The sequence below is a fragment of the Paracoccus sp. UBA889 genome, from assembly GCA_002294185.1.
GTDB lineage: Bacteria > Pseudomonadota > Alphaproteobacteria > Rhodobacterales > Rhodobacteraceae > Paracoccus.
Genome location: DBFD01000028.1, coordinates 56615 through 69616 on the forward strand (window position 1 = coordinate 56615; position 13002 = coordinate 69616).

11 protein-coding genes are annotated in these 13002 nt (G+C 65.1%); 4 read left to right on the top strand and 7 right to left on the bottom strand.

What is annotated here, in order from left to right:
• The coding region (locus B4L36_RS05130) for an ATP-binding cassette domain-containing protein (RefSeq protein WP_292953354.1) at positions 1 to 1351 on the bottom strand (1351 nt) is incomplete at its 3' end.
• 280 nt (positions 1352 to 1631) lie between these two features.
• Between B4L36_RS05130 and B4L36_RS05135 the strand changes: the two genes are divergently transcribed.
• The 3 genes from B4L36_RS05135 (at position 1632) to B4L36_RS05145 (ending at position 5476) form a co-directional block, all read left to right on the top strand.
• Entirely contained in the window at positions 1632 to 3335 is a 1704-nt protein-coding gene (locus B4L36_RS05135; RefSeq protein ID WP_292953357.1) for a peptide ABC transporter substrate-binding protein, read from the top strand.
• A 145-nt stretch (positions 3336 to 3480) separates the two neighbouring features.
• Positions 3481 to 4488: an ABC transporter permease gene (locus B4L36_RS05140; RefSeq protein ID WP_292953360.1), complete on the top strand. Its 1008-nt coding sequence runs from the start codon at positions 3481 to 3483 to the stop codon at positions 4486 to 4488.
• Positions 4481 to 5476: an ABC transporter permease gene (locus tag B4L36_RS05145; RefSeq protein WP_292953363.1), complete on the top strand. Its 996-nt coding sequence runs from the start codon at positions 4481 to 4483 to the stop codon at positions 5474 to 5476. Before B4L36_RS05140 ends, B4L36_RS05145 begins: the two co-directional genes overlap by 8 nt.
• Before the next feature lie 96 nt (positions 5477 to 5572).
• Here B4L36_RS05145 and B4L36_RS05150 read toward each other — a convergent pair whose 3' ends face one another.
• The 4 genes from B4L36_RS05150 to B4L36_RS05165 form a co-directional block, all read right to left on the bottom strand.
• The gene (locus tag B4L36_RS05150; protein ID WP_292953366.1) at positions 5573 to 7894 is read right to left on the bottom strand and encodes an aldehyde dehydrogenase family protein; all 2322 of its coding nucleotides are present in this window, start codon (positions 7892 to 7894) and stop codon (positions 5573 to 5575) included.
• Between the two features lie 8 nt (positions 7895 to 7902).
• Positions 7903 to 8850: a deoxyribose-phosphate aldolase gene (deoC, locus tag B4L36_RS05155; protein WP_292953369.1), complete on the bottom strand. Its 948-nt coding sequence runs from the start codon at positions 8848 to 8850 to the stop codon at positions 7903 to 7905.
• Positions 8851 to 9040: 190 nt separating this feature from the next.
• Positions 9041 to 9712, bottom strand: coding sequence for a DUF1523 family protein (locus B4L36_RS05160; RefSeq protein WP_292953372.1), 672 nt, complete (start codon positions 9710 to 9712; stop codon positions 9041 to 9043).
• Positions 9713 to 9726: 14 nt separating this feature from the next.
• Positions 9727 to 10008, bottom strand: a complete 282-nt coding sequence (locus B4L36_RS05165) for a hypothetical protein (RefSeq protein ID WP_292953375.1) — start codon at positions 10006 to 10008, stop codon at positions 9727 to 9729.
• A 229-nt stretch (positions 10009 to 10237) separates the two neighbouring features.
• Here B4L36_RS05165 and B4L36_RS05170 point away from each other — a divergent pair, with 229 nt between their 5' ends.
• Complete coding sequence (locus tag B4L36_RS05170) at positions 10238 to 11512, top strand: acetylornithine deacetylase/succinyl-diaminopimelate desuccinylase family protein (protein WP_292953378.1); 1275 nt, start codon at positions 10238 to 10240, stop codon at positions 11510 to 11512.
• Positions 11513 to 11642: 130 nt separating this feature from the next.
• Here B4L36_RS05170 and B4L36_RS05175 read toward each other — a convergent pair whose 3' ends face one another.
• Both B4L36_RS05175 and B4L36_RS05180 read right to left on the bottom strand, forming a co-directional pair.
• Positions 11643 to 12302, bottom strand: a complete 660-nt coding sequence (locus B4L36_RS05175; protein ID WP_292953381.1) for a Fe2+-dependent dioxygenase — start codon at positions 12300 to 12302, stop codon at positions 11643 to 11645.
• A 4-nt stretch (positions 12303 to 12306) separates the two neighbouring features.
• The coding region (locus B4L36_RS05180; RefSeq protein ID WP_292953384.1) for a hypothetical protein at positions 12307 to 13002 on the bottom strand (696 nt) is incomplete at its 5' end.

A 13002-nucleotide genomic window follows, 5' to 3' on the forward strand; every position in this document is an offset into this window, starting at 1 on the left:
AGCGGCGCATGAAGCTGCGCGGCAGTTCCACCCGGTCGAACAAAGCGGCGATCCGGTCCTGACGTTCGGACCGATTGCCGATTCCGTAATTCAGCATCGGCTCGGCGACCTGATCATACAGTTTCATATGCGGATCGAGGCTGGCGAAAGGATCCTGAAAGATCATCTGCATGTCGCGGCGCGCGCGTCGCAGACCGCGCTGTGACAACGCCAGAACATCGGTCCCGCCAAGGTTCACATGGCCCGATTGCGGTTCGACCAGCCGCAGGATCGACCGCCCGCAGGTCGATTTGCCGCAGCCCGATTCGCCCACCAGCGACAGCGTTTCACCGCCGTTGATGGTGAAGCTGACATCCTCGACCGCGTGGACATTGGCGACGGTCCGGCGCATGATGCCGCCCTTGACCGCAAAGCGCGTGACCAGGTTCTCGACCGTCAGCAGCGGTTTCGGATCGGCCACGATGATCGGCTCGGGCTTGCCCACGGTTCCGTCGCGCATCAGGCGCAGGCGTTCGGGGGCGGGCTTGCCGGACATCTCGCCCAGACGCGGCACCGCGGCCAGCAGCATCCGGGTATAATCTTCGCGCGGTGCCTCGAAGATCTGTTCGACCGGTCCTTCCTCGACCTTGTCGCCGCGATACATGACCACGACGCGATCGGCCATCTGCGCGACCACGGCCATGTCATGGGTGATGAAAAGAACGGCGATCTGCTTTTCACGCTTCAGCCGGTCGATCAGCGCCAGGATTTCCGCCTGGATGGTCACGTCAAGCGCGGTCGTCGGCTCGTCGCAGATCAGCAGGCGCGGCTCGCAGGCCATGGCGATGGCGATGACGACCCGCTGGCGCATTCCGCCCGACAATTCGTGCGGATACTGATCCATGCGCCGCTCGGGTTCGGGGATGCGAACCTGTTTCAGGATCTCCAGCGCGCGGGCACGGGCGGCCTTTTTGTCCAGACCGCGATGTTCGATCAGCCCCTCGGCCAACTGATCGCCGACGGTAAAGACCGGGTTCAGCGCCGTCATCGGTTCCTGGAAGATCATGCCGATCTGATTGCCGCGGATGTCGCGCATCACCGGCGTCGATTGCCGGACCAGGTCAACGACCTTGCCGTCGCCGGTATCGAACATCAGCTTGCCGTTGGTGATGGTGCCGCCGCCGAATTCCACCAGCCGCATCAGCGACAGCGAGGATACCGACTTGCCCGAACCCGATTCGCCGACCACGCAGACGCATTCGCCGGGTTTGATGTCGAAGCTGACATCCTTGACGCCGACCACCACGCCGTCGTTGGTTTCGAATTCGACGCGGAGCTTCTCGATGGAAACCAGGGGGGATTCGTCCAGCATCGCGGTTCCTGTCCTACGTTCTGCCCAAAGGCTAGTCAGAGCGCCTCAAATGTCAAAGCGGAATGCGGCGCCGATCGGTTCGACGCGATAGCACTTGCTTTCGGCGGCGGGATCGGCAGAAGATGTGCCCATTCCGCAGGCAACACGGGACAGGATGCCGGCCCGGAAATCCGGGAGAGAAACAAGAAAAGACGATACCCGTCAACGGATTGAGCCGAGATCAGAACAGGCGGCACAGATCGCCCCGGCCCCGCGGACCAACCCCCAACAGGAGAGTGGAATGAAACTGAAGACCTTGCTGATGGGCGCGGCGGCGACCCTCGCGCTTGCCCCCGCCGCCATGGCCGAACGCGGCTCGGACGGGCAGTTGAACATCATCATGTGGCAGGCGCCCTCGACCATGAACCCGTATCTGTCGGGCGGCACCAAGGACGTCATCGCCGCCAGCATGGTGATCGAGCCGCTGGCCAGCTTTACCGCCGACGGCAAGCTGACCACGCGCCTCGCGGCCGAGCTTCCGTCGCTGGAAAACGGCGGCATCTCGGAAGATCTGAAGACGGTGACCTGGAAGCTGAAGGACGGCATCACCTGGTCCGACGGCACGCCGCTGACGGCCGATGACGTGGTCTTCACCGCGAATTACTGCATGGACCCGGAAGGCGGCTGTGCGCAGCTGGCGAAATACGAGGGAATCGAAAGCGTCGAAGCGGTCGATCCGCTGACCGTGAAGGTGACCTTCGCCGAACCGCATCCCGACCCGTTCTCGGCCTTCGTCGGCGGCCAGTCGCCGATCCTGCAAAAGGCGCAGTTCGAAAATTGCACCGGTGCGGCGGCATCGACCTGCACGGAACAGAACTTCAACCCGATCGGCACCGGCCCCTTCAAGGTGATCGAGTTCAAGACCAACGACGTGATCACCTTCGAGGCCAACCCCGAATATCGCGAACCCGACAAGCCCGCCTTCGCCACGCTGACCATCAAGGGCGGCGGCGATGCATCCGCCGCCGCGCGCGCGGTTCTGGAAACCGGCGAATACGACTATGCCTGGAACACGCAGCTGGCGCCGGACGTGCTGGCGGGGATGGAAGCCGGCGGCAAGGGCAAGGTGCAGGTCGCCTTCGGCAGCCTGGTCGAACGCATCCTGGTCAACCTGACCGACGCCTCCTCATCCCTGCCCGAAGGCGAACGTTCGACCGCCAAGAACCCCAACCCGATCACCACGGACCCGGCCGTGCGCAAGGCGCTGTCCATGGCCATCGACCGCAGCCTGCTGACCGAGATCGGCTATGGTCAGGCCGGCAAGCCCACCTGCAACCTGGTCCCCGCGCCCGAGGCATGGGCCTCGGACAACACCGCCTGCCTGACGCAGGACATCGAAGGGGCCAAGAAGGTTCTGGAAGATGCCGGTTGGGTCGATAACGGCAGCGGCGTCCGCGAGAAGGACGGCGTCAGGCTGTCGCTGCTGTACCAGACCTCGGTCAATGCCGTGCGTCAGGACTTTCAGGCGCTGATCAAGCAATGGTGGTCGGAAATCGGCATCGAGACCGAGTTGAAGACCGTCGATGCCTCGGTCTTCTTCGGCGGGGATGCGGGCTCGCCCGACACGTTCCAGAAATTCTATGCCGATGTCGAGATGTATGCCAACAACTTCGAAGGCAACAACCCCGAGCCCTATCTGGCGCAATGGACCTGCGACAAGGCGCCCCGGCCGGAAACCCAATGGCAGGGCGAAAATCACGCCCGCTTCTGCGACCCGGAATATGACAAGCTGGTCGCCGAACTGGGCAAGACGGTCGATCTGACCGAACGCGGCAATCTGGGCAAGAAGATGAATGACATGCTGACCAAGGACAGCAACGTCATCATCCCGCTGGTCTATCGCGGCACCGCCTCGGCCGTCAGCAACACGCTGGAAGGCGTCAAGCTGAATGCCTGGGACACCGAGATCTGGAATGTGGCGGACTGGTCGCGCAAGAAGCAGTGATCTGAACCGATGATCCGGGCCGCCCGCCTCGCCGCAGGCGGCCCGGTTTCCGCCTGCCCCCATCCGCCAGAAGGCGGCGCAAGGGCGGGTCGACAACAGGGACGGCACCCATGCGCATCACGACAGGAACCCGAAGGGCCGCGTCATGCTGAATTTCACCATCCGGCGCCTGCTGCTGGCGATTCCCACGCTTCTGTTCATCTCGCTGGTGATCTTCCTGCTGCTGGAGGCCTCGCCCGGCGATCCGCTGGCCGACGTGCCGCTGACAGTGCCGCCCGAGGTGAAGGAAAAGATGCGCGAGGCGCTTGGGCTGGGACAGGCCTGGTATATCCGCTATGTCCTGTGGCTGAAGCAGTTCTTCTGGGTCGAGCCGGTCTACTGGTTCGACCAGGCCTTCGGCACCGATTTCAGCGCCGGCGCACAACGCATCATCAGCTTCCAGTCGCGCAGCCCCGTCTTCGACATCATCGCGCAGCGCCTGCCGCAGACGCTGGTGGTGGTCGGCATGTCCTATGTCGTCGGCGTGATGATCGCGATCCCGATCGGCATCGTCTCGGCCTACAAGCAGTATAGCTGGTTCGACCAGTTGGGCACCTTCGTGTCGATGGTCGGCTTCTCGATGCCGACCTTCTTCACCGGGGTCGTGCTGATCATCGTCTTCGGGGTCAAGCTGCAATGGTTTCCCTCGGTCTATGACACCACGCTGGTGGTGCGCGACTGGAACAGCTTTCTGGCCCAGGTCCGGCAGATGGTCATGCCGGTGACGGTTCTCGCGCTGTACAACGCGGCGCAGATCAGCCGTTTCATGCGCGCCTCGATGCTGGACAATCTGGGGCAGGATTACGTCCGCACCGCCCGCGCCAAGGGCCTGGGCGAACGCAAGGTGGTGCTGAAACACGTGCTGAGGAACAGCCTGATCCCGGTCGTCACCGTGATCGCGCTTGGACTGCCTGCGGTGTTCGGCGGCGCCATCATCACCGAGCAGGTGTTCAAGGTGAACGGGCTTGGACAATTGCTGATCACGGCCATCAACGGCAACGACATTCCGATGGTGCTGACGCTGACCTTCATCTTCGCGATCCTGATCGTGATGTTCACCCTGATCGCCGACATCCTCTACGGCGTCCTCGACCCCCGGATCCGCTATGACTGAGACCGAACGCCAACGTCACCTCGACACGGCCGAGCTGGTCGACGAAAGCGCCGGAAACGCGGCCGTCACCGCCGACCTGCCGCCAGACGACCCGGTCCGTGCGGGCGGCGAGACGCGCAGCCAGTGGCGCGATGTCTGGCGGCAGTTCCGCAGCCACAGGGGCGCGATGGTGGCGCTGGTGCTGTTCGTCCTCGTGCTGCTGTTCGTCTCGATCGGGCCCTGGCTGTGGACGATCGATCCGACCTATGTCGATATCCGCGCCCGCAATTCCGGCTTCGTGGCCGCCCATCCGCTGGGCACCGACCAGTTGGGCCGCGACATGCTGGCCCGGCTGATGGCGGGAGGCCGCGTTTCGATCGCGGTGGGGATGACGGCCATGCTGATCGCGATCTTCCTCGGCAGCATGATCGGGGTCATGTCGGGTTATTTCAGACGCCTCGATGCGCCGCTGATGCGGATCACCGAACTGTTCCTGGCGCTGCCGCTGCTGCCGCTGCTGCTGCTGATGGTGACGCTGTTCCGTGAACCCCTGTCGCAGAATTTCGGGCCGGCGACGGGCATCTTCATCCTGATCGTCTCGGCCATCGGCGCGACAAGCTGGATGCAATCGGCGCGCATCGTGCGCGGCGACGTGCTGGGCCTGAAAGAGCGTGAATTCATCCTTGCCGCGAAATCCATCGGCACGCCGCCGCGACGGATGATCCTGCGCCACATCCTGCCCAACGTGCTGTCGCCGATCATGGTCGCGGCGACCCTGGGCATCGCCACCGCGATCATCACCGAAAGCGCGCTGAGCTTTCTGGGTCTCGGCTTTCCCCCGGATTTTCCGACCTGGGGGCGGCTGCTCTACGACGCCGTGGATCAGATGGTCCTCTATCCCAGCCGGGTGATCCTGCCCGGCATCTTCATCTCGCTGACGGTTCTGTGCGTGAATTATATCGGCGACGGGCTGCGAGACGCGATGGACCCGCGGATCCGCGGCCGCTGACACAGGCGCGCCGGACCGGGCGGCGGGCCGGCCTTCCCCTCGCGCTCTTTCCAAATACCTTGCAGGGGGTCCGGGGGACGCAAAGTCCCCCGGCGATCAATAGGCCGTGCCGGCACCTGCCGGCAAGGCGCCATAAGGCAGCCAGACCGTCTTGGTCCGGGTGGCGCGGCGCAGAAACTCCTCACCCTGCGCCTCGGCTCCGGTCCAGTCGCGGTTCACGGGCGACCAGACCGGCTTCAGGTTTCCGCCCGCCGCAAGTTCGACCGCCTCCAGCCCCGCGCCCGCATACCACATCGCGGCCACGGCATCATGGGCGGCCAGAACCTGCGCCAGGTCCGGTTTCGATCCGGTCACGATGTTCACCACCCCGGCCGGCAGGTCCGAGGTGTCGAAGACCTGATACAGATCGGCCAGCGCCAGCGGATCGTCCTGCGCGGGGATCGCCACGACACAATTGCCCATCGCGATGGCGGGCATGACCAGCGACATGAACCCGGCCAGGGGCTGCATGTTCGGGCAGGCGATGCCGATGACACCGAAAGGCTCGGGGATCACATTGACCAGATGGCCGGGCCTGGCCTGCACGTTGGTGCCGTCGAATTTGTCGGCCCATGCCGCATAGTGGAAGGCGCGGGCGATGGCGGCATCGGTTTCGGCCCGGCTGGTCCGGCGCGTGAAATCCTCGGCGCGGGCAGCAAGGTTCTCGGCAATATAGTACAGAACCTGCGCGCGCCCGTGACCGCCCATCGCGGCCCATTTGCCGGCCTTGGCCGCCGCCTCGACCGCGTTTCGGATATCCTTTCGGTTGCCCAAAGGTGCAAGTCCGCCCGCCACCCCATACATGACACCGCCATCGGGCCGTTTCTGCGCGCCGCCGATATAATGCTTGGCGGTGCGGTCCAGCCCGCCGCCCTGCTCCGCGCCGTCCATCACGACCGGCGCCTTCGGCGCGGCTTCGCCCGCCGATTTTATCTTCGGTTCGGCCAGGTAATCCAGCATCCCCGCGCGCCCGCCCTCGCGGCCGAATCCGCTTTCGCGATAGCCGCCGAAGGGCGCCGCGGCGTCGAAGGCATTGGCGCAGTTGATCCACAGCACCCCGGCCTTGACCTGCGCGGCGATGTCCGTGGCCACGCTGGCGCTTTCCGACCAGACCGAGCCTGCCAGCCCGTAGCGCGTGTTATTGGCCAGCGAGATCGCCTCGTCGGCGGTGCGAAATGTCGAAAGTGTCGCGATGGGGCCGAAGATTTCCTGCTCCATGCCCGGGTTGCCTGGGGCGATGTTGCGCAGATAGCCCGGTGCGATGAAACAGCCCTCGCCCGGCTGTCCGCCGATCAGTTCAGCCCCGGCATCGGTCGCAGCCTTGCAGATCGACAGAATGCGGTCCTTCTGCACCGGATCGACGATGGCTCCGATATCGGTGGACTTGTCCAGCGGCGGACCCGGCCGCAGCCTTTCCATCCGTGCGCGCAGCAGCGCCTCGAACCGGTCCGAAACCGCCTCGGCCACCAGGATGCGGGAACCGGCGCAGCAGACCTCGCCCTGGTTGAACCAGATTGAATCGACGACGCCCTCCACGGCCGCGTCGAGATCGGCGTCTTCCATCACGATGAAGGGCGATTTGCCGCCCAGTTCCAGCGTCAGAGCCCTGCCGCTGCCCGCCATCGCGCCGGCAATCGCGCGGCCGACCTCGGTCGAGCCGGTGAAGGCGATCTTGTCCACCTGCGCCGCCACCAGCGCCGCGCCGGTTTCGCCGTCGCCGGTCACGATGTTGACGACACCTGCGGGAAGGCCGATCTGCTGGCAGATTTCGGCAAAGGCCAAGGCCGTCAGCGGGGTGTATTCGGCGGGCTTCAGAACCACCGTGTTCCCTGCCGCCAGGGCGGGCGCGATCTTCCAGGCCAGCATCAGCAGCGGAAAGTTCCACGGGATGATCTGGCCGCAGACGCCCAGCGGCGCGTGGCCCGGAAAGGCCGTATCGCGCAGTTCGGCCCAACCCGCGTGGTGATAGAAATGTCGCGCGACCAGGGGAATGTCGATGTCGCGGCTTTCGCGGATCGGCTTGCCGTTATCCAGCGTCTCCAGGACCGACAGAATGCGTTCGCGTTTCTGCACATGCCGCGCGATGGCATAAAGGTAACGGGCGCGTTCGGTCCCGCTGAGCGCGGCCCATTTCGGCTGTGCCCGGCGCGCGGCCCTGACCGCCTGCGCCACATCCTCGGCGCTGCCCTGCGTCACCTTGGCCAGCGCCTCGCCGGTCGAGGGATCGCGGGTGGCGAAGGTCTGGCCGGGTTTCGTGACCTTGCCGCCGATGAAATGGCCAAAGGGCGCGCGCGCCTTCAGCCAGTCGCGGGCGGCACTGCTGTCTTCGACCGAGGGGCCGTATTCCATGCTGTCCATGATTTCGCTCACGCGGCTCATTCTGTCCCTCAGGCGATGGCTTGGCGATGACCGGCGGCATAGCGGCCGGTGACGTGGTGGCTGATCTGGCGTTCGATATCGCCAAGAAGGCTGCTGGCGCCGATGCGGAACAGGTCCGGGCTCAACCAGTCGCGGCCCAGTTCCTCGGCCATCAGCACCTGCCAGTCGATCGCGTCCCTGGCGGTGCGCAATCCGCCCGCCGGCTTGAATCCGACCCGGTGCCCGGTCAGGGTCCGGTAGTCCCGGATCGCGCGACACATGACCAGCGACACGGGCAGGGTCGCGTTGACACCTTCCTTGCCGGTCGAGGTCTTGATCCAGTCGGCCCCGGCCTGCATCGCGACATGGCTGGCACGGGCGACATTTTCCAGCGATTTCAGATCTCCGGTGGCGAGGATGGTTTTCATCCGGACGGGTCCGCAGGCATCGCGCATGGCCCGGATCTCGTCATAAAGGGCGGTCCATTCGGCGCGCAGGACATGGGCGCGGGTGATCACGATGTCGATCTCGTCGGCGCCCTGATCGACGGCATGACGGATCTCGGCCAGACGCAGATCCAGCGGCATCAGGCCGGCGGGAAAGCCGGTCGCGACGCTGGCCACGGGAATGCCGGAATTGCCAAGCGCGCGCTTGGCGGCGGCGACCATGGTGGGATAGACGCAGACGGCGCCCGTGGTCAGGTGAGGCACGCCCATCGCCTGCAGCAATTCGGCGGCGACGGGCTGGCGGGCCTTGGCGCATAACCGCGCCACCCGATCCTCGGTGTCGTCGCCGGCCAGCGTGGTCAGGTCGATGCAGCGGACCGCATTCAGAAGCCAGGCTGCCTGATGGTCCTTCTTCAGGCTGCGGCGCACGGGCAGCGTCGCCGCCCGGCGCAGCGCGGCGGGCGTATTGATGCGGATATCGGCGAAGCCTTCGATGCGAAGATCGGTGCCGGGATTGCGATGATCGGACATGTCCCCCCTCGGACCGGATGGCAGGGTGCAAGGTAGCCCCAGCCGGTCAGGGCGGCAAGGTGCGAGGCGCACGCGCGGCACTTCCATCGGTCAGGCATTGTCGCGGAACGGCGCCCGATCGGGGCGCGGAAGGCGGCGGCCCGACGGCGTTCCCGGCGCTTGGTTCCTGGGCCCGCGCCGATCCGGGCGACTATTTCCGCGGCCTGGCCCGCCGAGTGTTCCACCAGCCGCTGAGGCGCCCGCGCGCGCCGGCGGCGTCCGAAGTGACGCGATCGGTGGTACGATCCCACCTTGCATCCGCGGATCTGATCGCCGGGTCGAGGGTCCGTTCGCGGAACTGCGCCCACATGCGCCAGATCAGCACAAGGAAGATCAGCAGGACGGCAGAGATGATCATCGCGCCCCAGTTGCGCGGGCGGTCATTGGGATTGGCCAGCGTGTCGATCGCGATCGCGTTGGGATAGGCGGTCAACCACGGGATGCGCCAGCCATAGGCAGTCACGCTGACCCATTGCGGATCGGCTTTTCCGGATCGCAGATTGGTCGCCTCGGCATGAAGATTGGCGCTGTCATACTTGAAATAGGGCGGCCAGATCCAGCCGGTATCCTCGTTGCGATAGACAAAGACCTTGCCATTCGGGCGCACCGTTTCGATGAAGCGGACATCGCGCTGCCCCGAGGCGTTCTGAACCGTTCCGGTATCCTGGGCGGCGTAGAAGATCGCGTTCGACGAGGTGACCGGGGTCAGCCGGTTATAGGTATTGGTGATCCGGACAGTGTTCTTTGACGGAAGCGCATAATCCAGGAACAGGAACACCACGATCCCCAGCAGAACCCCCAGAACGACCTTGACGTAATGCATTTTCCGGCGGCCCCTTATTGCCAGTTGATCCAGTAGACGATTCCCATGATCGTCAATGTCGGGATGATGAAGACCAGCCACAAGAGCCGCGACCGCAGGCTCTTGTCAAACCCGACCATGGATTTGCGGACGAATTTGCCCCGGGCGGCCCGATCGCCCGCCATGTCGGGGTGACGCTCGGCCCAGATGTTCTCCAGCCTCTCGCGGCGCAGCGACCGGATGTAAAGTCGCAGAAGCAGATAGAACATCGCCTCGAGCAGCAGCACAAGGACAATCAGGCGGAAGAAGGCGATCAACGATATCTCTCCGGGCCGAACCCCGCGGCGCGGCCTGACGGACGGCCCGGTTCCGGATCAGGCTACCACGACGCGCGCGCCCGGGGCCAGCGGAAGGCGCCGCATCGGGCCGTGGGGTTCCGGGCGCGGGCCCTGCATCTGCCGGACCTGTCGGCGGGCCGTTCTCCGCCCGGCCCGTCGTCGCGACGGGGCGTTGTCTTCGCAGGCGGCGCGGCCTAGCCTGTGGGCCATGAATTCGCTGAAATCCGCCATCGAGGCGCGGCGTGACGATCTGATCGCGTTGACGCAGAATCTGATCCGCATCCCGACGCTGAACCCGCCGGGCCGACACTATCGCGACATCTGCGATTATCTGCGGGCCCGGATGGCGCCGCAGGGCTGGGACTGCGAATTGATCCGTGCCAAAGGCAGCCCCGGCGACAGCGACACCTATCCGCGCTGGAACATGATCGCCCGCAAGGCGGGCGCAACGCCGGGCGAATGCGTCCATTTCAACGGCCATCACGACGTGGTCGAGGTCGGCCATGGCTGGTCCCGCGATCCTTTCGGGGGCGAACTGGACGGCGACAGGATCTATGGCCGCGGATCCTGCGACATGAAAGGCGGGCTGGCGGCCAGCATCATCGCCGCCGAAGCCTTCGTGGCGACCCATCCCGATTTCGCGGGCAGCATCGAGATCAGCGCGACAGCGGACGAGGAATCGGGCGGCTATGGCGGCGTCGCCTACCTGGCCGAACGGGGTGCCTTTGCTCATGTCGATCACGTCATCATCCCCGAGCCGCTGCACAAGGACCGCATCTGCCTGGGCCATCGCGGCGTCTGGTGGGCCGAGATCGAGACGCATGGCCGGATCGCCCATGGCTCGATGCCGTTTCTGGGCGATTGCGCGGTGCGCCACATGGGTGCCGTTCTGGCCGAGATGGAGGCCGCGCTGTGGCCGCTGCTGGCCGGCAAGCATACCGCGATGCCGGTGATCCCCGAAGGCGCGCGGTCATCGACGCTGAACCTCAACGCGATCCATGGTGGCGCGCCCGAACCGGAGGACGGCTATACCGGCCTGCCCGCGCCCTGCGTGCCCGACCGCTGCCGCATCACCATCGACCGGCGCTTTCTGATCGAAGAGGATCTGGCCGAGGTCAAGGCCGAGATCACGGCCCTGCTGGATCGGGTCAAGGCGCGGCGGCCCGGCTTTCGATACGAGATTCGCGACCTTTTCGAGGTGGTGCCGTCAATGACCGACAAGGACGCACCGATCGTGACCTCGACCGCAGCCGCGATCGGGCGCGTGCTGGGCCGCGAAGCCGACTATGTCGTCAGCCCCGGCACCTATGACCAGAAGCATATCGACCGGATCGGAAAGTTGAAGAACTGCATCGCCTATGGTCCGGGGGTGCTGGATCTGGCCCACCAGCCCGACGAATGGATCGGCGTGCAGGACATGATCGACAGCGCCAGGATCATGGCGCTGGTGCTCGAGGATCTGTTGACGTCAGTCGAACGCTGATCGCGCCCGCCTTCCAGACCGCAGAAGGACGGCCGGGCGCGAACCGACATTGCCTTTGCCGAATGATTGCCGTCGCGCCCCGGCCCGCTCTGGCGCGAGGATTTCGCCATCGAAGACCGGTATCGGACAGCTAGTCGTCATACCACATGCGCGACAGGTTCGCCTTGGCCTTGAACACCCGGTCGAAAGCCGGCGACTTGCCCTGTTCGTCGAAGATCGCCTTGGCGGCGGCGTCGAGGTCGAACAGGATCTCACGGCGTGCCGGGTCGCGGACCCAGCTGGTGACCCAGCCGACGATGGCCATCCGTTCGCCGCGGGTCACGGGTTCTACCCGGTGCAGCGCCGATGTCGGATAGAGCACGAGATCACCGGCAGCAAGCCGGACGCCTCTTTCTTCCACCGCGTCCTCCATCACCAGTTCGCCGCCATCGTATTCCCCCGGATCGCTGAGCGCGAGGGTGAAGGACAGATCCGTCCGGCTGCCCATCATCACCGGATCGTCCACATGGGTGCCATAGGTCATCCCGCCGCGATAGCGCGACAGGAGAAGGCGTGCGAACTTCTTCGGCCGCGCCGCCGAGCGGAACACCTCGTTGCCGTTCAGCGTGTCGCGCACCTTGGTGAAGATCGTCTCCAGTCCCGGCGATGCCACCGCCTGAAGGTTGCTCTTGACGTTGCGCGCATAGCGACCGGCGGTGCGCTTTCCATCCTCGTATTCGAGCTTCTCGGCGGCCTCTCGCAAGGCCGCCGTTTCGTGGGTGTCAAGGGCGTTTCCGATGACGATCATCATGGATTCACTCTGCCCCGAGGGAGGCCAGTTCCATTCTTGCCGCTGCCGCGTAGAGAATGGACGGATCCTTTTCGTAATCTCCCTGTCCCTGCAGATCACCGAACGCGGAACCTGCCGCCTCGACCTGTTCCACGATCGCCGCCGCCGCATCCGACGCCTTGGCGTCGTCGCTTGCCGCAAGTTCGCCTGCCTCGGCCTCGATCACCCGCATGAAGCCCCAGGCATCATGGTATTCCTTTACATTCGCCAGTGTTCCGCCTTCGACCGCTATTGCGTATTCGTCGGCCGCGACACGGGTCAGCGCCGCAAAGGATTTCAACTGATCAGCCGCGTCGAAATTCGTCCGGACCTCTTCATGCGTCTGGCGCACCTTGCCGAACATTTCCGCAATCTTCTCATAGGAATCTTCCGCCTCGGCCGCTGCGGCAAGCGCCGAGATCTGTTCCCGCAGATCGCCATATCCCAGTTGGTCAAGCCGCTTGGCGACGGCTTCGTACTTCTCTTCGATCGGATGGCCCATATGCGTCTTTGCCGCCGACAGATCGCCCGCCTCGTACAGCGCAAGCCCCGCGCGCAGATGGCCTTCCATGAAGCCGAGATCGGTCAGAAAGGCGACATCGGGATCGATTGCGGCGCCGCCGCCTTCACCCTCGCCCTCGCCGCCTCCTTCGCCTTCGGAAGCGGCGGCTTCACCCTCGCC